We start from the raw sequence: 25,673 nt of genomic DNA, 5'->3' as shown, positions 1-25,673 counted from the left end.
TGGTCAGACGTAGGACACCGCAAATGGTTTCCGACTTAGAAAGCCAACCAATTGAGAACCAGATTCTGGGCCACCTCCGCCGCTGTCGTCGCTTCAAGCCTCATGCTTGCCGCTCCCCCTGCGCTCGCGGATGCCGAACCTGCTTCTGTTGCAACCAGCTCAAACACAGATGCTGAGTTCGACCAGCAGCTGGTCAATCCAGCCGATGAACAGAACTATTCGCTCGATTTCGACAACGCTTCCGAATCTGAAGGTGCGATACCTCAGCTTGAAGCTTATTCAGGGAAGGGCACTGTCTTTAGTGGTTCGAAGAAGAAACGAGTCGGGAAAGGTTCTGCTCGGGTCGGATTTTCGACTGGAGTGGTACTCAACAAATCCAAATTGCCGACGAAGGTGCAATTTGACGGCGAGTCGCAACTCTGCCTTTCGCTGCCAGCAAAGGCCAGCTCCGTCAGCTTGACGGACAAATTCACTGTGACTGGCGCCAAGATTTCTGGCACGATTGGTAGCGGCAGCTCGATCAGTGGCGGCGCCACCAATAAGACTGTGACAGTCAAACACACTAAAAAGAAGCCAGGTAAGAAGACCTGTATCAATAATGTCAACAGTGGGATTTCATTCAAAGGAGCGATCGTCCACGTGAAGCAGCAAGTCACTGGAGTTGTGAACTACAAGAACACCAAGTACACGATTCAGGTAGGAGACCAGTAAGAGTGAATGAGACTGCTCGTCGATCAGTTCTGCTCACCGGGATCAGTTATCCGCTCTTAATTGTGGGCGTGCTCCTCTTCGTTACCGAAATAACGGTAGCTGGAGCAGTGTCGTTCGCATCTGGAATTTTTCTGATTGGGGTTAACGAACTCTGCTTGTACATAGCAAGGAATAGCTTCGTAAAGCAGGATGTACTTTCGTAACATCTATTCGCGCCCCTCGACCAAATTGCGTAGTTATGGTCGAGGGGCGCTGCTGTACCCAGCTCAATCTTGAGGCCCGGTCAGTCGAACTCTAACCTCTCGCGATCACTCCGGCCGATGCTCGGACATGACCTTCTCGAACAGCTCGTCGCCGAGCTTGTCGTACTTTGCGTCCTCCGGGTACCACTCATCGAGTGAGGCGAAGTCGCCCTTGTCGTCGTAGCCCAGCTCGGACACGGACTTCGCCCATTCGGTTCCAGCGGTGCCCAGCGTCTTCGGCGCATCGGGGACGCCAGCCTTTTCGGCAGTCTTGTCCGACAGAGTCTTCGCATACTTCGCCATCTGCTTCTGCACGTCATCGTCGAAAGGCTTGACCGAACCGTCGTTGTCCTTCGCCTGCTCGACGGCCTGCGCCTTCGCACCGATGACGACCTCCATCATCGTGGAGAACGTCGTCGACATCGAGTCGAAGATGACCTGCTGATAGGCCACCGGCAGCTCCGAATACTTCTTGCCCGCCGTGATCGCACCCGCCGATCGCGCAATGCCCGCGTCCGAAGCCACACCGATGTTCGGGGCGACATCGAAGGTGCCGGCCTCCACGTTCGGAGCCAACTGACCGAGATCGCAGTCGACAGTTCCGCGCTGCAACGCCGCATAGGTCTCCGGGAACGACAGCGACACCGGAGTCGCACCCAGATCGGTCACCTGCTTGCCCGCGGCGGCCGAACCGACACGCACCTGCTTGCCCTTCCAGTCATCGAGCGAGGTCATCGGCTTCGAGCACATCGTCGAATACCCACCGGCGGCGAGCATCGGAATGAGCGGGACGAGGTTCTTCTTCTCGAACTCCTCAAGCACCTCGGGTGTCTCCCACGCTGCCTGCACACCGGCCGCGTTCGCCGCCAAGTCACTGGCCACGGGCGAGGACGGCAACGTCGACATGGCCGTGCCGATCGCGTCGAAGGCCGGGTACTCGGCCGGGGTGTACGACGGCAGAGTGAACGCGAGGTCGACGCGTCCATCGGCCAGAGCGTCATCGACATCGGCGTAGCTGGCGATCGCCTGACCCCACACGATGTCGACCTTGATTTTGCCGCCCGAACGCTCCTCGATGGCCTTCTTCACGTCGAGTCCGTTGGGCGCGAGGATCGACTTCTCTGACATCGCCGACGGCTGGAACTTCAACGTCACCGGGTCAAGATCAGCCAGAGCCTCATCGATCTCGTCCTGGGAAGCGTCATAGGCGAAGCCCTCCCCCGCTGAGTCACCGGAACCCGAGCCGTCGCCGCCGACGGATCCGGCGCATCCGGCCAACAGTGCCAGCGATGCGACCGCCGCGATGGCCTGGGCGGGGCGAGCTGCCGAGCGGAAGCGCTTCATGGGACTCCTTTGAGCGAAGGCTGAAAATTCCCTCCAATCATATGCCTGAATGAGGTGACCCTAACCATGAGTCCGCTCACACCCTTCGGGAGCCACCCGAACGTCACGGTGCACGGATGGGCAGGGCCACCTCGGCGAGGGTTATCCGGACATTCCCCCGCTGGTGCGGCTGATGAGGTCGGGCAGCCATTCGGTCATTCCGGGCACGGCGACCATGAGGATGAGGAAGATGACACCGACGGGCAGGAACCACAGCAGGGAGATGAAGATGTCGCGCAGCGTGACCGTGGCACCGAGGTTGACCTCGGGGTTCTTCGCGATCGAGTGGACGATGTAAGGGATGATGCCGACCGGCGGGGTGACCATGGCGAACTCGCCGAGGAGGACGACGAAGACTCCGAACCACAGCGGGCTCACACCCATCGTCTCGAGGGTGGGCAGGAGGATCGGGATGGTCAGCAGCATCATCGACAGGGTGTCGAAGAACATGCCCATGACGGTGTAGAGGACGATGAGGACGAGCAGGAATCCGATCCGCGACAGCCCGAGGTCCGTGATGAGGCCGGTGAGGATGGGGGCGAGTCCGGTGATGGCGAGCAGGCTGGTGAGCATGGTCGCGCCGATCATGATGAAGAAGATCGCCGAGGTGGCCGCCACCGTATCCATGGCCGATCCCGCGACCTTCCGCCACGGTTGTTCCCCTCGTTTCTCCCACAGACACAGCAGGAGTGAGCAGAGCGCGGCGGCGGCTCCGGCCTCGGTGGGAGTGAAGATGCCTGAGAACATGCCGCCGAAGAGTACGACGAGGATGACGGCGAAACCCCAGATGCCGGTCAGCGAGGTGAAGCGGTCGCGCCAGGTCGTCGTGGGGCGAGTGGTGTCTGTAGTGTTCGTTGAGTTCTGGGCGCTCTGGCCGCGACCGACGAGTTTCGGGACGATGACGCCGATGGCAAAGATGAAGGCGGCGAAGCACACGGCGAGCAGGATGCCGGGGACGGCTCCGGCCATGAGTGCGGGACCAACCGGGACGGAGGCGATGCCGGCGTAGACGACCATGAGGATCGAGGGCGGGATGAGGTTGCCCGTCATGCCGGAGACCATGATGGTGCCGACGGCCATGCGGCGGTCGTAGCCGGCCTTGAGCATCTCGGGGATGCCGGCACGGCCTAGGGCGTAGGTCATCCCGATGGTCGACCCGGTCACTGCCGACAGGCCGGCTCCGGCGAAGGTGGTGCCGATGCCGATGCCGCCGGGCAGCCAGGAGAACCAGTGGTCGGCGACGCGGTAGATCTTGCCGGAGAGTCCGGATTGGGTGAGCAGCATGCCCATGAAGATGAACATGGGCAGCACGCTCATCGACCAGTCCGAGACGGCACTGAATGGGGCGGTGGAGAGGATGTTCATCGTCGCCGGGATGCCGGATACGGCGTAGACGCCGATGATCGAGGGCACGGTCAGGGCGATGGCCACCGGGACGGACAGGAAGAGGAGGACGAGCATCATGCCGATGCACCAGGCTCCACCGATGGCAGCAGTTGGGCTGGTGAAGAGGCCGATGAGGCAGACAGCGACGAGTCCGAACCCGATACTCAGTGCCAGGGCGCCGGGGCGTTCGCGACGGGAACCTGTCGGGAAGAGCGCGGTGGAGTTCGGGCGTTGGGTACTGGTGACGTTCGCGCTGTTCGCGTCGTCTGGCGGCAGGGGTGCACCGGTGAGGTCGGTGTTCGCGTTCACTTCTCCTCCCCTGCCTCGGTGCGGCGGAGAATCGCGACGACGTCGAGGATGTACAGCACAGCGAGGAGGATGAACACGACCGGCACGAGGTAGTACACCGGCCACGTGATGACATCGGAGACATCGGCGGTCGATCCGATGCTCGTGTTTTCCAGTGCCTTGCTCAGCCCCAACCAGGCGAAGGCGATTGACACGAGTGCGCCGAGGAGGCACGCGAGGAGCGTGAATACCGCAGCGGTGGCGGGTTTTACCCGCTCGATGGCCATGGTGACGGTGATGTGTTCCTTCTGCAGCTGGGCGGCGGGAATGCCGAGGAGAGCCACGATGGGCAGGTACCAGTATTCGACGATCTCATTGGTGCCGTAGATCGGGGCGTGGAAGATCGACCGGGCCAAGGCATGGGTGACGATGTGGAGCATCATCACGATGATCGCCGCGGCCGTGGTGACCGTCAGCCACCGGTCGAGGACTCTGGTGAACGTGCTCATCAGGAGTCACTGTAACCGTCGGCCGAGGTGCCGGCGGCGGTTGCACCGCTAGCGACTTCTGCTGCATCGGCGCCGGTTGGCGCGCCTGTCCCACCGACGGCGATATCGGCGGCTCGCAGCGCATCGATGAGATCGACCACCTCGGAGGCGTCTGCCAGACCGTCGGGGATCAGCGCGGAGACTCGACGGGCGCCGGCCTCTTCCAGGGCGATGGGGTCGATGCCCGCGATTTGGGAGTAGCGGCGGGCGCTGCGGGGCAGCAGTGCGACGCCGAGTCCGTTGGCCACGAGTGATTGGATGGCTCCGGGGTTGTCCGTGATGTGGCGGGTCCGAGGTTCAAAGCCGGCGGTGCGGCAGAGGCGTTCGGCGGTGGACCGGCAGCGCACGCATCCCATGATCCACGGCAGTTCGGCGACGTCGTTGAGGTGTTGGATCTGCCCGGCACGGTTCCAGCGTTCGGGGACGAGCAGGTCGAGGTGGTCGGCGCCGAGGTCGACGGTCGTGTGTCCGGGGAGCTCGGGCGGGGCTTCGTCTTCGTGATGGAAGAGGAACGCGATGTCGATGGCACCGTCGTCGAGCAGGCGAAGCGCTTCGGGCGGTTCGGCCTCGGAGACTTCGTAGGAGTGGTGAAGCGGTGAGTCCGTACTTGTGCCGGCGTTTGCCTCGAGCCGGCCGAGTGCTGCGGCCAGTGGGCCGATGACGAAGCTGGGGAAACCGGCAAGGCGAACATTGCGTCCGCCGAGGCCGAATGCTTTCGCGAGGTCGCTGCGCAATCCCGTCACCGAGGCGGCCACCTCGTTGGCTCGGATGCGGGCGAGTTGGCCGGCGGTGGTGAGCCGGATGCCGCGTGGAGTGCGGTCGAAGAGGGTGACGCCGAGGTCCTTCTCGAGCGCAGTCATGTGTTGGGACAGTGCCGGCTGGGACCAGCCGAGGACGCGCGCGGCGGCGCCGATGCTGCCGGATTCAGCGATGGCGCCGAAGATGAGGAGGCGTTTGGGCTCGCCGAGGTCGAGAGCCTGTTCGAAGACAGTAGCCATAAGTCCAGCTTATGTGACAGCAGAGCGAACTGGGTCTACCGGAGGTGGATGATACGCACCACACTAGAAGTAATCGTCGTGAAGTGACTGGTGAGTTAAGGAGTGGAAGTATGCGCAGGATCGGTCTGCTGGGTGGAATGAGCTGGCATTCGAGCATCGAGTACTACACGAAGATCAATGATGCCGTGGCGAAACAGCTCGGTGGTCACCATTCGGCGCAGATCCTCCTCGACTCATGCGACTTCGCAGATATCCGGGAGCTACAGGAAGCCAACGATTGGGCGGGCAATGACGCGTCGCTCGTGGCGACGGCACAGCGTTTGGTCGACGGCGGCGCCGAGGCCGTTGCAATTGCCACGAACCTCATGCATAAATGCGCTCCGGCGATCGAGGTCTCAGTCGATGCGCCTCTCATTCACATGGTCGATTCGATCGCGACTATGGCGAAGCGCCAGGGCTATTCGACGCTGGCGGTTCTGGGCACCCGATGGACGATGCTCGAAGACTTCTATACCGGCCGGCTCGAAGCCCAGGGCATCAAGACTCTGGTACCGGATGAGGCAACGTGCCTCGAGGTCGATCAGATCATCTGGGACGAACTCACCCAAGGAGTCTTCACTGACAATTCGCGGGCCCGGTACGTCGAAATCATGAACGACCTCAAAGATCGCGGAGCTGACGCAGTTGCACTGTCGTGCACAGAGATCGGCCTCCTCGTCCCCCGGAGACCGCTCCCCTACCCGCGATCGACTCCGTCGACGCGCACGTCGCTGCGATCGTGGAGTGGATGATGGCGGAGGAACCCGCACTCGCTCAAGCGTAATTGCTGCCTAGGTCTGGGCTGTCGTCCAAGTCGACCTTCCTGAAAGTCCCCAACTGCTGATTCTCTAGGGGTTACCGCAGGGAGCCTGTCCGAACTACAGTCAGCACATGACAACTCAGATCTCGCCGAAAGCGGGAATCGATCGGTGGGGCCCACTACTGATTATCTTCGGCGTGTGGTTCGTTACTTTCGTCATCTTCTTCATCACGTGGCTGCTGGCGTCCGACACTGCGGTCGGCAATCCCTTTCAAGGTGCGGGCTTCGGCTGCTTTGAAACCGAACGACAAGGAAAGGAATTGAGTTCCTCGGGTTCCGCATCGGCCTGCCGGTGACTTTCGAGTGCATCGTCCTCGGTCTGGTCGTGACGTCGCTGGTCGGCCTGATCAAAAACTTGCGCTGGTGGTGGAAGGGCTTACTCTCACTTGGCATCTGCCTCGCCCTTGCCACCGCCATCGTCGCCATCATTATTCAGGTTCGCTAGATCCCGCTGATTCCGGCATCCGAGCCTCTTCAATCTTCTTCTGACGGCGTTTGAGATTACTGCGACTTGCGAAATAGGCCAGCAGGACAAGCAACCCAATACGTAAGGTGGTCGTCACCCAGTCCGGGACTCCCAGGGATATGTCCGGGATCCACCCGAACAGCAGATTGAATAGCCACTCGAAAAACTCACCGACCGGAGCCAGCACCGACTGCAACCAGTGAGCGATCGGCTCAAACCACGGCCACAAATGGTTCTTCATCCATCGTGCAATCGGATCTAACAACCAAGCAAGCAAGGCGCCCAGCCCAAGCAACGGGAGAAGCAACCGCACCAGGGTCGTCAACCCAGAGACAAGCGCATATCGCTCCGGATACGCCGCACGTCGACGCTCACGCGCCTCGGAACGACTGCCGGCCTCGGGCAGCAATGGCACAACATCGAGATCTTTCCGGACCTCGACCTCACCGGCACCGCCCATCGCCGCACTCGTCACGTGAATTTCTTCCCGCGGAGGCATCGATCCGATCTCGGTCCGCCGATGAACTTTGAGCCGAGTCTTCAGCCATCCACTCGACCGGACGGCTACCTCAGGCTCATCCTCGGTGCCTGCCGAAGATCGACGACTGATCGGGTATTCGACGCCGTCGATGTCAATGTTGGTGACTGTCGTCTTCCAGGGAGTATGTTTGGCCGTCACCGAGTACTCGTGGCCGAACGCGCTGCCGGTGTAACTGGTGGTCGCGACAAACCTCGAATCTTCGGTCACAGAAGTCCCTCCAACAATGCAAACGAGCTTGCCATCCGTTAAGACAGACATACTTGTCAGTTTTCACATGCCCGGAGAGACCTTAATCGTTTCCAACCATTCACGCCAACGGCCGAGCCGGACCGCATCCGCACGGGGCCCGCTTCTACGCTTAGTCCAAGCCTGATTCGACTCACCGCCGCGCTGCACACTGTCGTGAAAGTCACGCCCGTCAACGAATTCACTCCCTCGCCGAATCCCGTGGAGCGCGTTGACGAGCCGCACCTCGTGCCCGAAAAGTCCCTCGGGCCGCACTCGCCGCGACTCGACCGGAACAGATCGATTGAGGGCTTCCTCGACGATCACCGCCGAGGTGACACTCGGCAAAGCACCCAACTCCAGATCGGTCACACACAATGTGTCCCCGTCCCACCACAGCAGGCTCGTCGTTGCTCCCTCGATGACGTACCCGTCCCCATCGATGAGCAATACCTCGTCACAGCCATACAGCTCACGGGCATCCGTCCGCAGCCCCTCAAGCAATGCGATATCCGGACCCTTGCGTCTCGGAGTACTGCGTGGGTCGGAATAAGGCGGGACGAGAACCTTCAACTCCTGCGTCCGAGTCGGTGCCGGCCGCAATCGGAATGCCAACTCACAATCGACGTCAGGCGAAACCTCAAGGACATCCACGCGAGGGAACCACTCCCCCGTCGCCGGGATCTTCTCGATCGCTGCCGCCCAGAAATCGTCGGTGATCGCATGACCCATCCCCACCTGTGTAGCTGCATCACCGAACCGTGCCCGGTGACGGTCTAACGCTCGTACCCGCCCGTCTTCAACAAGCCACGAATCCGCTGCAACCAACGTCCAGGAGCTGATGTCCGACGTCGGCTCCTCGAAACGGAGATCCTGTTGATTCCACAGCCACACGTTCATCGCTCAACTCCACCCAAATATTCGGCCACAGCGGTATCGGCCGGTCCGACCTCCTCGGCAGGAATCACGGCGTGGAAGTCAACATCGCCTGTCTGATCAATCGAATGGATACGTGTCCTCAGTTCGGACGGATCGTCCGCATAAATGACCACTTCGCCAGGGAACTCCGCTCCACCGAGCAACCTCAGCATCGGTGCCGCTTTCACCACCGCCTCCGCATACTCCTCGTCGGAGTCCGAGAGCGCGACGATCGCTCCGCCGACCCCGTACCTCAGCGTCTCGCCCTGGACGACGAGCGCGCGGATGACGACGCTGAGATCGACGGCACCGCCGAGCGAGAAATACCCGACCGCGCCGCTGTACACCCCACGCGGGCCGGCCTCGAGCTCATCGATGATCGCCATCGTCCGCAGCTTCGGCGCCCCGGTCATCGACCCCGGTGGGAACGCCGCCCGCACACACGCCACCGGACTGGCGTCCTCGGCCAAGCGTGAACTCACCGTCGAGACCATCTGATGCACCGTCGCATAGGACTCGATCCCGAACAGCGTGTCCACCTGCACCGATCCCAGCTCGGCCGTGCGCCCGAGGTCGTGCCGGACGAGATCGACGATCATGAGATTCTCCGACCGATCCTTCACCGAGGCTGCCAGCTCAGCCTTGATCGCCTCGTCCTCGGCCAGGTTCGCACCCCTAGGCCGAGTACCCTTGATCGGCTTCGACTCCACCCGGCTGTCAGCGCCAATCCGCAGAAATCGCTCAGGTGAGGTACTGAGAATTGACGCCTCACGCGTGCGAATAAATGCTCCGAACGGAGTCGGGTTGTCCGCGCGCAGCCGCAGGTACATCGTCAGTGGCGACTCATACGGGTCGACGGTGCCCTCGAGCATGTTCGTCAGACAGACTTCGTAAGTCTCGCCATCGGTGATCTTCTCTTGCACTTCGTCGATGAGGTCGAGGTACTCGTCCCGACTGTGCCGTGCCGAGAGAGTTGGATTGCGGCGATTCGCCGGGTCTGTGGTGTCCATCTTCGCCGAGGCGATGTTCGGTTGGTGAGCGCCAGTGACCTTATCGATGGAGATCGACGCGATCCGTGCGCGTGTGTGGTCGAGCCAGACCTGGTTAGCTGCTTGGCCGTCTGAGTCATCGGCGCGACGCAGTGACAGAAGGTGGATGCGATCAGTGTCGTGGTCGATGACCAGGGCGCGATCGAGGAATATCATGACGGCATCAGGCAGGTCGGATTCGTGCCGGTTCGGTGAGCCGACCTCGGCCTTGTGCTCGTAGCCGAGGTAACCGACCCACCCGAGTCGGAAATCGAACGGCAGGTCTTGGCTGTCCGCGCGCATGACGGGGTTTTCGGATCCGGCGCTGGGCGGTTCAACCCATGTGCCTGACACTGAGATAGTCATGCCAGCGAGCTCAGCATCGAGCCAGTCGAAAAATCCGGATGACTGAATGATGTTCTCTGTTTCGCAACTGGCCGAGCGAACTTCGACAGTCCCTTTCGGCACCGAGGCGGTCGCAACTTTGCTCAGTGGACCGGACGGCGCGCCCATGATTGAGAACCGGGAGGAGTCATTGCCAGGTATGTTTCCGTCGAGCCAAACGGCCTCAGGTGCATCACCGAATAGCTCGGCGAAGAGACGTTCGTCGGAGACCTTTTGAGGTACCACATCGGTGTCGAGAATGTAATGGTGTCGAGGGTTAGAAAGACTGGTGGTCCTTTGGGACGGATCGAGTGCTCCGCACTTCCCCGCGGGGACGTCGGAACCGGAGGCCACATCCTTGCCAACCCAATCCTCCGTACCCGGCAGGTCATTCTCGTACTGACCGCGGCGGTTCCACGCCTCTGTCAGCTCCGCAAAGTTCTGCAGCAACGTCCGTGCGTGCTCGGACGCGATCGATTCCGGATGGAACTGGACTCCCCACTGTGGCCTGGTCCGATGCCGCAGCGCCTGGATGACTCCATCTTCCGACCACGCGGTCGCTTCCAAACAAGAAGGCAAGCTAGTCACCGCCAGGGAGTGATACCGCACGGCTGAGAACGGCGAGGGGATACCGGCGAATAACTCGGCCTCCGAATGCCGAATCATCGAGACTCGACCGTGTCGAGGCTCGGGAGCGTGCGCAACCATTCCCCCGTGCACATGAGCGATACCTTGATGACCGAGGCACACGCCGAGCACCGGGATCAGGGAATGTTCGATCACCTCGGCGCAGATGCCGAAGTCGGACGGCCGCTCGGGAGTTCCCGGTCCCGGGGAGATGACAACATTGTCGAACTCGTCGAGCACGCTCAGCTCGAATTCTTCCCAGTCGTTGGGCACGAGCGTCGGCGCGCACTCATTCACCTCGGCAAGGAGGTGGACGAGATTGAGGGTGAATGAATCGGCATTGTCGATGAGCAACGTCCGGATCACGCCTGCCTCCTCATACACAGTGGCCTGGCACCTCAACGAATCCAACCGTCCGTGCGTCGTGGAAGTGAGGCAGGAATAATCGTATTCGAAAGGCGAGAGCAGCTGGTAGCGTCGCTCACGATCAGAACAAATGAGACAGGAGGACGTCGCTGTTCACAAGCTTGAAACTGACTGCGTGGATTCTTGTCGGCCTCGGGCTGATTGTGAACGTGGCATTCCTCGTGGGCCCGAACAGCGGTCCGTACCCGGTGTGGGCACTGCTGCCGATCATCGGCGCACTCGTTCTGATGATTCCGATTGTCCGAAGCAGCCGGAAGCAGGACCGACGATGAACAGGCTTTGATCATCACGCAGCTCAATCGAGAACCTCGCTTAAGCCGCATAATCGTCAACTCCTCGCGGCGCGGTCAGCCAAGCACCATCCGTCGTGTCCTATCCGACAAACCACCGGCCGCCTCGGCGAGCAACGACTCCTCCGAATTCGCACCTGCACGCACGAAACGCCCAATGAACGCGTCCAGTGTCCCCGACGCCAGTGCCAACGCAGATGACTCTGTCGCCTAAATGAAGACTTTGATAGCGCTTACCGAAGCTTAATTATACTAGTTGAATCGCTGCGCCAATTAGAGTCCCAGTTGCGCCCATTGCCGAGACTCCAATTACCAATTTATGCCCGGTTGCCTCAGACATCTTATTGATCAATTTTGATCCCAACAACAGTCCGAGCATACATCCAGCAACAGCCACCAACGCGATGTCGCCACCCACCACGAATCCACTTTGAGTGTCTTGAAACATAAATTTTGCTCCAAGAACTGCCAAGCCTGAAACTATAAAGAATGGTTGCGCGGTATCTACGAAGATTCGGTGCGACCAACTTACAGAGGCCGAAAACACCCCTAGCAAGGGCCCCGCAACACCCGCAGTCGCATTCAAGAAACCGGATACTAGTCCTGCTGCAGCCGGGCCGTAGCCACCGCGCAGTTGCCGCACCTTGACGTTGAGCACTAAACCAATTGTGCAGCTCAATAATAACCCACCAACAACCAAGCTTATGACGGCCTCCGGTACGTGGTTCAAGAGTAAAATTACCGGAAACGCCACAACTACGCTCGGCACAGACAGTGCGACGAGGTGCTTCCACTCAATTCCTCGAAATGATCGAATCGTCACTATCAAACTTGTCACAGCACTGTTGATGACTATGAGTGTCACACCGTCCAACGGCCCAACCAGCGGAATCAACAAAGCAAGTACCACCAGCGAGAATCCGATACCTGTCATTCCTTGCACTGCTGCTGAAATAATAAAAATCGCAGCAACTGACGACAATACAAGCAATCAAACCACCTCAATGGGAAAGCAAATGATGATATAGCAATCACGAAATGAGGCTAAGGTATATAGTTCGATCCTTTTTTCAGCTGCAATACGCAGTGGACAAAGACTCCAGGGTAGGCGGCAATCGATTAAAGCGAAACACCATCCGGTGACAATCGTCAAAATCGCCCGCCCGGAATTGTGCTCAACTGACGTTGGAGCCAGATGATCAGCCTGTAAAAATTCCAGTCAGCTCGTCAAGGCTTTCAATCAGGTGAAATTCGAGTCGATCCAGTGCTAGAGGAGCATCAAAATCACGAATCGCCTCTGCGATTTTTGCGTGCTGATGGATAGCCTTACACGGTCGTCCTTTGACTGCGTTAAACATGGCTACTCCAATGCGAACCTGGCGGTCGTGCAACGTATTGTACAGCTGCGAGAATTCGGTATTCCCGATAGCTTTAACTAACGACCAATGAAACTCTTTGTCGATTAATACCATCTCAAGTACTTGCGTGGGATCGCGACGGTACACAGCCTCTTGCTCTTCAATGATCTTGAACAAATCGTTTGCGACTGGGATCTTTCTGTTGCAGATTGACTCGACGCCATAGCCTTCAAGTACAAGTCTGGTCTGGGCCTGTTCGGTAATCCCTCGAAGAGTAATTTCGGGAACAGCTGCCCCCCGCCTCGGAATAATTTCAAGCAGCCGCTCACCCTGTAGCCGGAAGAACGCTTCGCGGACAGGAGTTCTGGATATGTCTGTCGCACTAGCCACTTCCTTCTCTGTGATGATTGCGCGTGGCGGCAGCTCCAGGGTGACTATAAGGTCCTTCAGATACCTATATGCATATTCCGCCGCCTTTATTGACGGATCCCTCTTACCCGGCGGCAGATCTACCGAAGCGGTCCATCCACCAAACCGGGCAAGAGAGGTATCGTGTAAACTGTTCATCTAGCCATTATGGGTTACTGCGCTGGTACAACGTCGAACCGACGATTGTTCAGGCTTGGGTTGGCCTTGCGAACAGCAGCAACTCGCTCACTCGTAACAGTTACGGTCGCTACTGCGCCTCCAGCCTCACCCGCGTTGGCCAGAACAACTCCCATAGGGTCCACGATCTGGCTGAGTCCTGTACACGACGGTCCAGTTTGCCCGGCGCCTGCGAAATAAACTGTGTTTTCAATAGCCCGAGCACGGATTAGTGCCTCCCAATGGAACTCTTTGAGAGGGCCAGCCGCCCAAGCCGCGGGGAGCGCGATCATGTCGACGTTTCGAAGAGCGACCCACCGCACTACTTCGGGGAATCGCAGATCGTAACAGGTCAGAGCTCCGACCTTGACTCCGTTGATCGAGAAGACCAAAGGATTCGCGATTGGGGCAGGTGTAACTTTGTCCGACTCCCGGTGGCCAAACGCATCATACAGGTGGATTTTTCGGTAAACGCCAGCCAGCTCACCTTCAGGAGTCACTTGAACCAAGGTATTGAACGGCCGATTCGCATCGTCCCCGTTGGTTTCGGTGATACCCGCGAGTATGTTTGTTTCGTACTTGGCTGCCAGCTCTCTAAGCGCAGATGTGAACTCTCCGTCCAGCGACTCCGAGTAGCGAACGTCTGGCGCCTCCTTACTCGGATCGGAATACATACAATTCTCCGGAAGAATCACAAGGTCGGATTTCTCAGCCGAGCCTGAAACGATCGTTTCGACTTCGGAAAAGTTGGAATCCACATCGCGTTGAGCTTCAAACTGGCCCACGGAAACCCTCAGCTGTGTCATTTCATCGCTCCGCTCATGGTGAAGTACTTAGCTGCTCCGGAATTCTCTGACAACTTGGCACCTGCGCTGATCTGCTCCTTCAATGCAGGCTCGGCTGCTTCCTTTTCTTGGAGTATTCCGACAACTTCAGCAATCTCATCTGGCTTGAGGACCGCGATGCCGTCCGAGTCCGCAAGGATGGCGTCACCGGGTTCGACGACGGCGCCTCCAACCGTCACTGGTACATTGATGCTTCCTTCAATCCCCAGAATTCGTGTGGTCCGGGCTGAAACGCCGCGCGAATAGACAGGAAGTCCAAGCTCGAGCACTTCGTCAAAATCATTCGTTGCACCGGAGAGAATTGCTCCTACAGCTCCGCGTGCCTTTGCAGTGAATGCGCACATTCCCCGAAGCTTGAGCGATCATCACCGGATTGCTCTACAACGAGAACGTCGTTTGGCCGAAGTCTGTCGACTGCAACGTGCAACGCCGACGAATCGAGGTGCGGTAGACGCACAGTGACCGCTGTTCCGGCAAAAGCCAAGGGCCGGCGGTTTGGAGTCAATCCGCGAATGAAGCCATAGTCGCGGAGATGACCCAAAGTCGAAGTTTGGACAGTCAATAGAGCTTCGCGCTGCGCTTCGGTGATCTGATGAGGCATTACATTTTCCGTGAACATCAGTGTCCTTTCGGATTGGAGTCGTTGAGTGATCCTTGAGACGAAACTTCTTCGGAGGTATTGCAATCTCGAAGCGTTCGTAGTTCTATGTATACACGACGTATGTACACGTTATACACACCTTGAGACAGACTGCAAGCATCGATCGTGATTGAGCTCAGGTCGTTAGGATGTTCAACTCTTAGGCGGTTCGAGCAAGTAATTGCCTATGCGCTCGGTGGTTGCAGATCGTAGGTTTGATCGCGAAGTAACCACTCAAGCCAAGAAATTCTTGGACATGACGCCAAAGCATTTTGGCTGTCTAGTTGATCGAAGGAGATCAAAATGGCCCATACGAAGATGTCACGGCTACCCAAACTGGCAATCGCAGTTGCCGGGTGTATTTCCCTGTTTGCTCTCACTGCATGTGGTGGTCCTGCGCAGCAGGAAGACTCCAAGACTTCAGGAACCGTCACCTTACTCGGCTATTCAGCCGTCGTGCAGGACAACTATCAGAAGGCCGTCATCGAACCCTTCGAGAAAAAGTATCCGGACATCACTGTCGAGTATGTTCCCGGTGACAACGCTGCCAAAATGCTCGGAACTCTACGCAGCGAGAAGGATAGTCCACGAACTGATGTCGTCATCATGGATACCTCGGTGGCCGAGACTGGTGTAAAGGAAGGGCTGTTCGACGAACTCACGCCAGAAAAGGTTCCCAACGTGGATAACGTAGTCGATCAAGGCGTAACCAAGGGTGGTTATGCTGCTACGTTCGACAGCTACGTAATGCTTTATAACAAGGAGAAGGTAGACAAGGATCCGACCAGCTGGAAGGCCCTCTGGGAAGCACCCGACCAATCGGTCGCGCTCGATGCGGCTCCGGACATTCAAGGCATCTCGCTCCAAAGAATCGTCTCCGAAATGCAGAATAAGGATTACAAAACTGATTCAAAAGATGCCGTCAAGGAACTGAGCAAACTCGCTCCAAAGGTGAGCTCCTGGGCGCCCTCACCAAGCTCGTACCAAGCAATCACTGATGGCGGAGTGTCCTACGCCACTGGGTGGAACGCGCGAGCCCAGTTGTTCTCAGATGAGTCTCCGGACGCTCTCGGAGTCGCGACTCCCGATGAAGGAACCGTATTCCAAATCAACACCGTCAATATGACCAAGAACTCTAAGCATAAAGAAGCTACTCAAACGTTTATCGACTACGCGTTGTCCACCGATGCTCAGAAGGCATTCTCGGAGCAGATGTATTATGCCCCGACGGTGAAGGACGTAAAGCTCAACGACGACGCCTCGAAGCGGGTTGTGCAACCCGGCTCCGACGCTTTGCTCGAAATGGACTGGAGCTGGATAGCAGAGCATCGCGATGCTTGGACTGAAGACTGGAAGCGGGAGGTCATCCAGTGACGGCAGCTACACTCACAGATAAGGTAGTCATGACTGACACTCCGGCGCCAAAATCCGGCGCATTGCAAGTAGAAAATCTTCGTAAGACCTACGGAGCAGAGAGTTCACCGGCAGTAGCAGATCTGAGCCTTCGGGTAGATCCAGGCGATTTCGTTGCATTTCTTGGACCGTCCGGTTGCGGCAAGACGACTACGCTGCGAATGATTGCCGGCTTGTTGGAACCTACTAGTGGGCGCATACGAGTCAACGACAATGACATCACCCACGTGCCTGTTCACAAGCGCCAGATGGGGATGGTGTTCCAATCATATGCGTTGTTCCCCCACATGACAGTTGCGCAAAATGTCGGCTTCGGCCTTGAAATGCGCAATGTTGAAAAGAGCGAACGGTACCGGCGAATTCAAACAGCCTTAGACATGGTCGAACTCGGGCACTTAGGCCGGAGAAAGGTTCAAGCGCTCTCAGGCGGTCAGCAACAACGCATCGCCCTTGCACGAGCGTTGGTCGTCGAACCGACTCTGCTCCTACTTGACGAGCCGCTTTCGAATCTGGATGCCAAGCTTCGCGACACAATGCGTACGGAAATCAAACGCATCCAGGAAGAACTTCGAATCACGACCCTGTTTGTCACACATGACCAAGATGAGGCGCTCTACATGGCTGACCGCATCGCGATCATGTATAACGGCGTAGTTGAGCAATTCGGAACTCCATATGAGGTGTACGAACGACCAGAATCAGAATTCGTTGCTTCGTTCGTAGGCCGCGCCAACCTGCTAGAGGTCGAAGTAACAGCCGGGTCTTCTACGATCAACAACGAATCGACATACGAGTACTCTTCACCGTTGATAGGAACAGGAAAGTCAGTCGGCCCTGCTGCGCTAAGCCCAGGGAGAAACAAACTGCTGATTCGGCCCCATCGACTGACTATCGGACCGGAGGACGCTCGCACTGGATCGCCCGGCCACCATTCAGTTCGTGGCAGCGTTAAGCTCCGCGGATACACCGGCGATATGCTCATGCTCGAACTGGACGTTGCCGGCGAAACCCTGACTGCTGAGGTTCCAACGACCGAGACCTGGCTACCACGTGTTGGCGACGCGGTGTCCATTTCGTGGCGGCCAGAACAGACCTATCTGATACCGCGAGGTGACGAGTCAAGTGTCTAACTCAGTCGCGGTACAAGAACGACCGCCTCAACAGCTGAAGAATGCAAATCGAACATTCCGGAGACGGTTTATACCTCTGTGGTTGCTGATACCTGCTCTTGTTGCAATCCTGATCAGCTTCATTATTCCTCTGATCGTTCTGGTCAGAATGTCATTCAATGAAACGGGCCCAGGCACCACGCTTATCTCCGCGTGGAGTCTGGAAACCTATATCCAAGCAGTGGGTGACCCCTATTATTGGGAAATCATTCTCAACACCCTCAAACTCGGTATTGTAGTCAGCGTCATCACGATAATTCTGAGCTACCCCATCGCGCTATTCCTCACTAAAACGACAAGCAAATGGAAAGGTTTCCTATTCGCGCTAGCGATCGGCCCTCTCCTTACTTCACAAATTGCGCGAACATTCGGATGGATTGCCCTCCTCGGAAACGAAGGGGCAGTGAATTCAGCTCTGCTGAAAATTGGGCTCATTGATACACCGCTGCAGATGTCCAACAATTTCACAGGCACCGTGGTGGCGCTGGTCGAAGTTCTGATGCCTTACGCCTTGCTTGGAATGGTTTCTGGTTTCAGTCGAGTTAGCACTGAACTTGAGCTTGCCGCTGGCGTCCTGGGGGCAAGCCCGTTGGTTAGGTTCTGGAGAATAACGTTGCCCCTCAGCCTGCCTGGGGTGTTCACGGGCTTCCTGTTGGTTTTCGTCCTGACCATTAGCTCTTTTGTGACACCACACCTGCTTGGCGGAGGACGAGTTCACGTCTTAGCTACAGAGATCTACGATGAGGCAACTCAAACACTGAACTGGCCTCTGGCCGCTTCTCTGGCTGTCATCTTGCTGATACTCTTCGGAGTTCTTGTGAGTGTATACCAAAGCCTCACCAAGAAGTTGGGTTCATAAATGTCTAACACTATTCAAATGGCTTCACCGCAAAAGCGGCCATTAAACAGCCGCACGGTTTTCAATATTTTCCATAAATTACTGCTTATTATTCTGTATCTCTTTTTGCTGTCACCGCTATTCATAATCGCAATCCTCTCATTCAATTCAGGATCGTCTTTGAACCTTCCGCTTGAGGGATTTTCGCTTCGGTGGTATGGCGAGCTGTTCAGCAACGGTCCACTGATGGACGGGTTCAAAGTCAGTTTGATCGTTGGTGTGATCATTGCAATAGTTGATCTCTTCATCGGCGTTTCAGTCGCATTTGTCATTGACCGATTCGAGTTTCCAGGCCGTGCTGCACTTTCAGGTTTGTTCCTGGCGCCGCTCATGGTTCCGACAGTTGTTCTCGGACTCGCACTGCTATTGGTCCTATCTCCGTTGTTCCTGACCGGGACCTATCTTGGTATCGCCATTGCACATTTTGCAGTGACAGTCCCATATGTGGTGCGCACTACGTTGATCAATCTGCAGACTGCGGACACTTCCTGCGAAGAAGCTGCCCGAGTACTTGGAGCTGGTCCCATAACAGTGTTTCGACGGGTAACACTCCCCATCATCATGCCTGGTGTACTCGCGGGAGCCGTGATGGCATTCATCATCTCTTTCGACGAGGCAGTCATTTCGCTGTTCGTCGCTTCTTCTGGAAGAGTCACGCTACCAGTCGAAATGTTCCGTTACGTTGAATTCCGAGCTGATCCCTTGGTTGCCGCTCTTTCGTTCCTGCTTATCCTGCTGGCTCTTGGAGCTGTGCTTATCGTGGAACGTGTTGTGGGTTTGAGGGGTGCGCTCAAATAGAACAATCTACTTTCGCGGCCCCCGGATACTCTCCGGGGGCCTCAACTAGTCGATTTTCGGAGTGTGCAGTTTAATTCACTTTGTTCGTCCCACCGCAAGTGGACTTGGCATTCAAGCTAGCCAAGCACCATCCGGCGGGTCGAATCCGACAGCCCACCGGCCGCCTCGGCGAGGAGCGACTCTTCCGAGTCCGCGCCGGCACGGACATACCGGCCAGTGAATGCATCAAGGCTTCCCGATGCCAGAGCCAAGGCCAGGTCCGTGACCTGCTCGGGTGAGGTCCAGTCATCTCCCTGGCGGAAATCGTGGACGGGCATCGACTTCGTCATGGAAGTCTCGACGACACCGGGTGCCATCTCGAAGATCCGCAGCCCCTTGTCGTGACCGAAGTGCACGACCGAATCGGCGAGACGGAACAGTGACGCCTTCGACGCCGAATACACAGCATACGCCGGTGTTCCCTTCGCTCCCGACCCCGAGTTGAGGTCGATGATGCGGCTGGGACGGCTGGTCGCCTCGGCGCCGGCCATGAGCACCGGTGCAAAGGCATTGATCATGAGCGCAACCCCGGTGACGTTCGCGTCGACGACGGCCTTGAGGCTCTCCGGATCGGCGTCCCACAACGGACCCTCGGACGACTCGATGCGCCCGGCATTGTTGATGAGCACCTGCAGACGCTTGCCCGTCTCGGCCTCGAGCGCGACCACCGACTCACGCAGCGCCTTCACCGCAGCAATGTCATCGGTGCACAGCCCAACACCGGTCACCTCTCCCCCGGTCGCTTCAGCGATCTCGTCGGCCGCAGCCTCCGCATTGCTCGCCGAGGTGGCTGTCACGATCACGTGATATCCGGCACCAGCGAATGTCTCCGACAGGTGGCGTCCGATTCCGCGGACACCGCCGGTGATGAGCGCGATCGTCTCGGACGGGACCGCGGTCGCCTCAGGGGTTCCATCGGTGGTCGGCATGTTTGTTCCGTAGGGCAGCTTCTCGGACATGGTCGGGACTCCTCAGCGGTGATCTGATACGAGTGGTCAGGTGGCGTGCTGCTCAGCACAGGGCCTTCACGCCCACGTGTTCGGATGTTCTTGTGCGCTCTACCGTGATGCTTCGAGCGGCAACGGCAGAGCCCGGTCGAACCACTGTAGCGGTCGACCAGGCTCTGTGACGCACTCTTCTCAGCTGCGGACTTCAGCGCCGTGACGCTCGGCAGCCAACTTCGTCGCCGCCTCACGCATCGCAGAGGCCTCATCGGCCTTGAGCGTACGATCCGAGGCGCGGAAGGTCAGGCGGAATGCCAGAGATTTCTTGCCCTCGGGCAGCTGGTCGCCGGTGTAGAGGTCGAAGGTCTCGAGCAGTTCGAGCTCCTCCCCTGCACCTTCACGCAGCGTCGCGGCGAGAGTCTGCGTCGGCAGGTCCGCATCGACGATGAGCGCGACGTCCTGACGGGAGACTGGGTAGGTCGACAGCGCACCGTCCCAGGCCCGCAGATCGTCCTGAGCCAGCAGGGCGTCGAGATCGATCTCGAATCCGACCGTCCGTGCCGGCAGGCCGAGGTTCTCGCACACCTTCGGGTGCAGTTCACCGGCATGACCGAGGGTCTGCTCGTCGGCAAGGACGAACTTCGCAGCCCGTCCCGGGTGCCACGGAGCGATCTGATCGGCCTCGACAGTGACCTCGAGGCCGTTCGTCTCAGCGATCCGGCGGACGGTGTCGATGACGTCGGTGGCCTCGGCCTTGCGCCCCTTGCCCCAAACACCTGGCATCTCCGCATTGCCGGAGATGATGCCGGCGTAGTGGTAGGGCTGGTGCGGCACCGAAGTATAGATCGCCTCGAGCTCGTCATCGCTCGGGTGGTATCCGGGCAGGTGACGCGGTCCGGGACCCTCAGGCAGGCCCGCCGAGGTGGATACGAGTCCGGCCTCGAACAGTGCCACGTCTTTCGCCCCGCGGCCCTGGTTGCGAACCACGAGGTCCACCAGCGTCGAAAGCAAGTTGGTGCGCATGAGCGGCAGGTCTTCGGACATCGGGTTAGCCAGGCGCACGTGTTTGCGACGCACATCATCGACCTCGAGCCGCAGCTGGTCATCCCGCTTATCGTTCGTGAATGGGTAGGACAGCACCTCGGTGAAACCGTCGGCAGCCAGCAGGTTCGAGATCCGACGTCGTGTCTTCTGGGCCACCGTCAGACCGTTGCCGGCCCGAGCAGCAGGCTGGACCGAAGGAATTCGGTCGTAGCCGCCGGTGCGGGCGACTTCCTCGATGAGGTCGACAGTGTCGGTGATGTCTGTACGCCAACTGGGCACGGTCACGGCTAGACGGTCCTTGCCGATGACCTCGACGGTCGCGCCGATGCCTTCGAGCAGTCCGGTCACCTCGGCGGTCGTGTACTCGACGCCGACGAGTGAGGCGACGCGTTCGACCGGGAGTTCGATGACGGTCGGCTCCGGAGCCTGCCCGACCTGCGTGGTGGCAGGGCTGAGCGTGCCGCCGGCGAGTTCGACGAGCAGGTCGGCGCACCGACGGGCCGCCACGGGTGCGAGCTTGGGGTCGACTCCGCGTTCGAAGCGCCGCGAGGCCTCCGAAGACAACTTGTGACGACGTGAGGTGCGGGCGATGGAGATCGGGTCGAAGTGAGCGGCCTCGATGACGACATCGGTCGTTCCCGAGTGAACCTCGACGTCGGCACCGCCCATGACACCGGCAAGGCCGATGATCTTCCCGCCCGTGCCGCTGGGTCCATCCCCGCGGTCTGTGATGAGCAGGTCCTCGGCATCGAGCGTCCGCTCGACATCGTCGAGAGTCGTGAACTTCTCCCCCGCACTCGCACGGCGAACGACGATCTCCGATCCGAGCAGCGAAGTGTCATAGGCATGCAGCGGCTGGCCGAGTTCGAGCATGACGTAGTTCGTCACGTCCACGGTCAGGCTGATCGGGCGCATACCCGCCTGCTGCAGGCGACGCTGCATCCAGAACGGGGTCTTGGCGGCAGGGTTCAGGCCGGTGACCTGATGGGCGGTGAACTGGTCACAGCCGGCCACCTCGTTGATGGGGTTGTTGTCCTCGACCGATACCGGGAATCCGTCGTCGGTGGCCGCATTGGTGGGAGCCACCTCGGCGGAACCGATATCGGTGAACTCCTGTCCCTTCATCTGCGCGTATTCGCGTCCGATGCCGCGCATCGACAGCTGGTACCCACGGTCGGGGGTGACGTTGACGTCGAGGGTGACCTGGTCGAGGCCGAGCAGCGAGATCGCGTCATCGCCAGGCTCACCGGACAATCCCAGATCCGACAGCACGATGATGCCGGAGTGATCTTCGCCGAGGCCGAGCTCCTTGGCCGAGCAGATCATGCCATCGGACTTGTGACCGTAGGTCTTGCGTGCCGCGATGGCGAAATCACCAGGCAGGACCGCTCCGGGCAGGCAGGCGACGATGAGGTCACCGGGCACGAAGTTGTGGGCACCGCAGATGATGCCGCGACTGGGCACCTCGGGACCGGGCTGCGGGTCCTTCGGATCATCCTGAGCTTCGTTGTGTTCGGGTCCGACGTCGACGCGGCACCAGTTGACAGTCTTGCCGTTCGAGTGCTCTTCCTTGACGAGTTCGAGCACGCGACCGACGACGAGTGGGCCGGTGATCTCGGGTCCGAAGAAGTCCTCTTCCTCGAGACCGATCGAAGCGAACTCGGCGGCAAGAGCATGGGGATCGGTCTCGGCTGGGAGATCGACATAGTCGGCCAGCCAGTTCAGTGGGACGCGCATATCAAGCCTTCATTCCGAAACGGGCCGAGAAGCGCACATCGCCTTCGACCATGTCATGCATATCGTTGATTCCCTCGCGCAGCATCAGTGTGCGTTCGATGCCCATGCCGAAGGCGAAGCCCTGGTAGACATCGGGGTCGATGCCGGCGGCGCGCAGCACATTGGGGTGGACCATTCCGCAGCCACCCCATTCGATCCAGCCGGGGCCGCCGACCTTATTGGGGAACCAGAAGTCCATCTCCGCGCTCGGTTCGGTGAACGGGAAGAAGCTCGGGCGCAGACGAGTCTTCGACTCGGGGCCGAACATCTCGCGGGCGAATCCGTCGAGGGTGCCCTGCAGGTTGGCCATGGTCAGGCCCTTGTCGATGGCGATGCCTTCGATCTGGTGGAAGACCGGGGTGTGGGTGGCGTCGAGCTCATCGGTGCGGAAGGTCTTGCCCGGGCACACGACGTAGAGCGGCACGCCGCGCTGCAGCAGAGAGCGCGACTGCACCGGTGAGGTGTGGGTGCGCAGAACGAGGCCGGCATCTGCTGGGTCGACGAAGAACGTGTCCTGCATCTGGCGGGCCGGATGGTCGGGTCCGAAGTTGAGCGCGTCGAAGTTCAGCCACTCGGATTCGATCTCCGGTCCTTCGGCGACCTCCCAGCCGAGGCCGACGAAGTAGTCCGCAGCCTGTTCCTGGATGAGGCTCAGCGGGTGGCGAGCGCCGAGGCGGCGACGATCGGTGGGCAGGGTGACGTCGATGGCCTCTTCGATGAGCACGGCGGCATCGCGTTCGGCTTCGAGTTCGGCCAGACGTGCGTCGTGGGCCTGCTTGACCGCTCCCCTGGACTTGCCGACGATCTTGCCGGCGGCGGCCTTATCGGCCTTGTCGAGTGAGCCGATGGCTCGGTTGGCGAGCGCCAACGGGGCTTTGTCGCCGGTGTGGTCGATCTTCGCCTGCTTGAGCTCGTCGAGAGTCTTCGAATCCGCGAAAGCCTTGAGTGCCGCGTCGACGGCCTGCTTCACGGCCGACTCGTCCAAGGGGTCGAGTTGGTCTGTCATCAATGTCCTTTTGTCCGTGTCGATGGGACGTCATTTCTCTTCGTCAGCAAGTCTATCGTCTCCCCAGGCAGGGCCCTGGTCGGGTCCGCTGGGTGAGTGGGCCGCCTCGGTGCCGGTGATGTGGGGCCGGTCATAGGGAACGAGGCGACAAAAGCGTAGGGTCGGAACCATGACGATTCAACGTGCATCAGATGTCATGGTCAGCGCCCTGGAGAACGAAGGCGTCGAACGTATCTTCGGCATTCCCGGCGAGGAGAACCTCGACTTCGTGGACTCCCTGCGGAACTCATCGATCGAGCTCATCCTCACCCGCCACGAGCAGGCGGCCGCGTTCATGGCAGCGACCTACGGTCGGCTCACCGGCAAACCCGGGGTCGTGCTGACGACCTTGGGGCCGGGCGCACTCAACCTGGCGACCGGTGCCGCGTACGCCCACCTCGGCGGAATGCCGGTCATCATGATCACCGGGCAGAAGGGCATCCGCACGGCCGAGCAGGCGGCGTTCCAGATGGTCAATACGGTGGCGACGATGGACCCGCTGACGAGGGTGAGCAAGCAGATCACCTCGGCCGCGATGATTCCCACGATGGTCCGTGAGGCGTTCCGCGCCGCTCAGGCCGAGCGTCCGGGACCGGTGCACCTCGAGCTGCCCGAGGACATCGCGGGGATGCCGGTCGAGGGATTCGAGCTCATCGAACCGCATACGAACGGTCGGCCCGTCGCCGGGGATACGGCGATCGCGAACGCCGCGAACGTCATCAAAGAGGCGAAGAACCCGCTGCTCATGCTCGGTGCGGATGCCTCCCGGGCTTCGTGCAGTGAGGCTCTGTCGCGTTTCGTCGCCGAGATGCGCATCCCCTACGTCACCACGCAGATGGGCAAGGGATCGGTGACGGGCGCGTCGGATCTGTACATGGGCACGGCGGCGCTGACGTCCGGTGACTACGTCCACGACGCGATCGATGCCGCCGATGTCATCGTCACCATCGGTCACGATACGACGGAGAAGCCGCCGTTCACGATGGACGAGACCGGGCCGACCGTCGTGCACATCGGGTACCGTCCCGCCATCGTCGAGCAGGTGTATTTCCCGCAGTTCGAAGTCATCGGCGACCTTGGTCCGTCCCTGGATAAACTCGCCGAGGCGCTCGGCGGTCCCGTGCCCACCGCCGAGGCGCTCCTGCCGATGCGCGATGAGATCCTCATCAAGATCCACGAGGGTGCCGATGAGGATCGGTTCATCCCGCAGCGGATCGTCCAGGAGGTCCGCGACGTCGTACCGACCGATGGGATCGTGGCCCTGGACAATGGGATGTACAAGATCTGGTTCGCCCGCAACTACCGTACGACCAGGGCCAACACCCTGCTGCTCGACAATGCTCTGGCGACGATGGGAGCCGGGCTGCCCTCGGCGATCGGGGCGAAGCTGACCTACCCGGAGCGACGTGTCATGGCCGTGGTCGGCGACGGTGGGTTCATGATGAACAGCCAGGAGCTGGAGACCGCTGTCAGGCTCGGGCTGGACCTCGTCGTGGTCATCCTCGAGGACAACGCCTACGGCATGATCCGCTGGAAGCAGGAATGTGACGGTATGCCGGACTTCGGTCTGACTTTCGGCAACCCCGACTTCGTCAAGTACGCGGAGTCGTATGGGGCCACCGGCACCCGCGTCGAGGATGTCGACAGCATCAGCGATGCCCTGGAGAATGCGTTCTCAGCCGGCGGAGTGCACGTCGTGGTCGTACCGATCGACTACTCGGAGAACAAGCGTGTGCTCATCGATGAGTTAGGGAAGCGGTAAGTCGCTGCCAGACCATGCTTCTCCGCAAGGTCGCCGT

The 25,673-nt window shown here is 59.4% G+C and carries 21 protein-coding genes and 1 pseudogene; 8 read left to right on the top strand and 14 right to left on the bottom strand.

Going from position 1 to position 25,673, the window contains the following annotated elements:
• The first annotated feature begins 102 nt into the window (after positions 1 to 102).
• Entirely contained in the window at positions 103 to 711 is a 609-nt protein-coding gene (locus BLU88_RS18140) for a hypothetical protein (protein ID WP_231939327.1), read from the top strand.
• A 308-nt stretch (positions 712 to 1,019) separates the two neighbouring features.
• Here BLU88_RS18140 and dctP read toward each other — a convergent pair whose 3' ends face one another.
• From dctP to BLU88_RS09030, 4 genes are all read right to left on the bottom strand, one after another.
• Positions 1,020 to 2,297: a TRAP transporter substrate-binding protein DctP gene (gene dctP, locus BLU88_RS09045; protein WP_092012691.1), complete on the bottom strand. Its 1,278-nt coding sequence runs from the start codon at positions 2,295 to 2,297 to the stop codon at positions 1,020 to 1,022.
• Positions 2,298 to 2,438: 141 nt separating this feature from the next.
• On the bottom strand, positions 2,439 to 4,031 hold the full coding sequence (locus BLU88_RS09040; RefSeq protein ID WP_092012688.1) for a TRAP transporter large permease: 1,593 nt from the start codon (positions 4,029 to 4,031) through the stop codon (positions 2,439 to 2,441).
• On the bottom strand, positions 4,028 to 4,519 hold the full coding sequence (locus BLU88_RS09035; RefSeq protein WP_092012685.1) for a TRAP transporter small permease: 492 nt from the start codon (positions 4,517 to 4,519) through the stop codon (positions 4,028 to 4,030). Before BLU88_RS09035 ends, BLU88_RS09040 begins: the two co-directional genes overlap by 4 nt.
• Complete coding sequence (locus BLU88_RS09030) at positions 4,519 to 5,556, bottom strand: LysR family transcriptional regulator (protein WP_231939326.1); 1,038 nt, start codon at positions 5,554 to 5,556, stop codon at positions 4,519 to 4,521. Before BLU88_RS09030 ends, BLU88_RS09035 begins: the two co-directional genes overlap by 1 nt.
• 110 nt (positions 5,557 to 5,666) lie before the next feature.
• On the opposite strand from BLU88_RS09030, the gene BLU88_RS09025 reads away from it, so the two are divergent.
• Positions 5,667 to 6,347 carry an aspartate/glutamate racemase family protein gene (locus BLU88_RS09025; protein ID WP_231939325.1) on the top strand — a complete coding sequence of 227 codons (681 nt, stop codon included), beginning with the start codon at positions 5,667 to 5,669 and terminating at the stop codon, positions 6,345 to 6,347.
• 139 nt (positions 6,348 to 6,486) lie between these two features.
• Complete coding sequence (locus tag BLU88_RS09020) at positions 6,487 to 6,711, top strand: hypothetical protein (protein ID WP_092012682.1); 225 nt, start codon at positions 6,487 to 6,489, stop codon at positions 6,709 to 6,711.
• 132 nt (positions 6,712 to 6,843) lie between these two features.
• Here the strand turns inward: BLU88_RS09020 and BLU88_RS09015 are convergent, their stop codons facing one another.
• The 7 genes and pseudogenes from BLU88_RS09015 to BLU88_RS18660 all read right to left on the bottom strand — a co-directional run bounded on the left by BLU88_RS09015 (position 6,844) and on the right by BLU88_RS18660 (position 14,709).
• Positions 6,844 to 7,629 (bottom strand): hypothetical protein, encoded by a 786-nt coding sequence (locus BLU88_RS09015; RefSeq protein WP_157689056.1) that lies wholly within the window; start codon positions 7,627 to 7,629, stop codon positions 6,844 to 6,846.
• A 63-nt stretch (positions 7,630 to 7,692) separates the two neighbouring features.
• Positions 7,693 to 8,547, bottom strand: coding sequence for an aminotransferase class IV (locus BLU88_RS09010; protein WP_092012675.1), 855 nt, complete (start codon positions 8,545 to 8,547; stop codon positions 7,693 to 7,695).
• Entirely contained in the window at positions 8,544 to 10,970 is a 2,427-nt protein-coding gene (gene pabB, locus BLU88_RS09005) for an aminodeoxychorismate synthase component I (RefSeq protein ID WP_197678118.1), read from the bottom strand. Before pabB ends, BLU88_RS09010 begins: the two co-directional genes overlap by 4 nt.
• 597 nt (positions 10,971 to 11,567) lie before the next feature.
• Positions 11,568 to 12,311, bottom strand: a complete 744-nt coding sequence (locus BLU88_RS09000; RefSeq protein ID WP_157689054.1) for a sulfite exporter TauE/SafE family protein — start codon at positions 12,309 to 12,311, stop codon at positions 11,568 to 11,570.
• Between the two features lie 208 nt (positions 12,312 to 12,519).
• Positions 12,520 to 13,245, bottom strand: coding sequence for a GntR family transcriptional regulator (locus BLU88_RS08995; protein WP_092012669.1), 726 nt, complete (start codon positions 13,243 to 13,245; stop codon positions 12,520 to 12,522).
• Between the two features lie 14 nt (positions 13,246 to 13,259).
• Positions 13,260 to 14,069, bottom strand: a complete 810-nt coding sequence (locus BLU88_RS08990; protein ID WP_092012666.1) for a carbon-nitrogen hydrolase family protein — start codon at positions 14,067 to 14,069, stop codon at positions 13,260 to 13,262.
• Positions 14,066 to 14,709: pseudogene (locus tag BLU88_RS18660) on the bottom strand (RraA family protein). The gene BLU88_RS08990 and the pseudogene BLU88_RS18660 overlap by 4 nt, the downstream one beginning before the upstream one ends.
• A gap of 342 nt (positions 14,710 to 15,051) precedes the next feature.
• Here BLU88_RS18660 and BLU88_RS08980 point away from each other — a divergent pair.
• The 4 genes from BLU88_RS08980 (at position 15,052) to BLU88_RS08965 (ending at position 19,026) form a co-directional block, all read left to right on the top strand.
• A complete protein-coding gene (locus BLU88_RS08980; protein WP_092012663.1) occupies positions 15,052 to 16,122 on the top strand; it encodes an extracellular solute-binding protein in 1,071 nt (356 codons plus the stop codon).
• A 29-nt stretch (positions 16,123 to 16,151) separates the two neighbouring features.
• On the top strand, positions 16,152 to 17,291 hold the full coding sequence (locus BLU88_RS08975; RefSeq protein ID WP_092012660.1) for an ABC transporter ATP-binding protein: 1,140 nt from the start codon (positions 16,152 to 16,154) through the stop codon (positions 17,289 to 17,291).
• 82 nt (positions 17,292 to 17,373) lie between these two features.
• On the top strand, positions 17,374 to 18,189 hold the full coding sequence (locus BLU88_RS08970; RefSeq protein ID WP_231939324.1) for an ABC transporter permease: 816 nt from the start codon (positions 17,374 to 17,376) through the stop codon (positions 18,187 to 18,189).
• An 18-nt stretch (positions 18,190 to 18,207) separates the two neighbouring features.
• Positions 18,208 to 19,026: an ABC transporter permease gene (locus tag BLU88_RS08965; RefSeq protein ID WP_092017355.1), complete on the top strand. Its 819-nt coding sequence runs from the start codon at positions 18,208 to 18,210 to the stop codon at positions 19,024 to 19,026.
• Positions 19,027 to 19,142: 116 nt separating this feature from the next.
• On the opposite strand, the gene BLU88_RS08960 is transcribed toward BLU88_RS08965, so the two are convergent.
• From BLU88_RS08960 to pheS, 3 genes are all read right to left on the bottom strand, one after another.
• Positions 19,143 to 20,024, bottom strand: coding sequence for an SDR family NAD(P)-dependent oxidoreductase (locus BLU88_RS08960; protein ID WP_092012657.1), 882 nt, complete (start codon positions 20,022 to 20,024; stop codon positions 19,143 to 19,145).
• Between the two features lie 180 nt (positions 20,025 to 20,204).
• The gene (pheT, locus tag BLU88_RS08955; RefSeq protein WP_092012655.1) at positions 20,205 to 22,790 is read right to left on the bottom strand and encodes a phenylalanine--tRNA ligase subunit beta; all 2,586 of its coding nucleotides are present in this window, start codon (positions 22,788 to 22,790) and stop codon (positions 20,205 to 20,207) included.
• A 1-nt stretch (position 22,791) separates the two neighbouring features.
• Positions 22,792 to 23,835 carry a phenylalanine--tRNA ligase subunit alpha gene (gene pheS / locus BLU88_RS08950; RefSeq protein WP_092012651.1) on the bottom strand — a complete coding sequence of 348 codons (1,044 nt, stop codon included), beginning with the start codon at positions 23,833 to 23,835 and terminating at the stop codon, positions 22,792 to 22,794.
• A 169-nt stretch (positions 23,836 to 24,004) separates the two neighbouring features.
• Here pheS and BLU88_RS08945 point away from each other — a divergent pair, with 169 nt between their 5' ends.
• A complete protein-coding gene (locus BLU88_RS08945) occupies positions 24,005 to 25,636 on the top strand; it encodes an acetolactate synthase large subunit (protein ID WP_197678115.1) in 1,632 nt (543 codons plus the stop codon).
• Positions 25,637 to 25,673: the final 37 nt, after the last annotated feature.

Source organism: Brevibacterium siliguriense (assembly GCF_900105315.1).
Taxonomy (GTDB): Bacteria; Actinomycetota; Actinomycetes; order Actinomycetales; family Brevibacteriaceae; genus Brevibacterium; species Brevibacterium siliguriense.
This window is presented reverse-complemented; position numbering and strand designations above follow the sequence as displayed.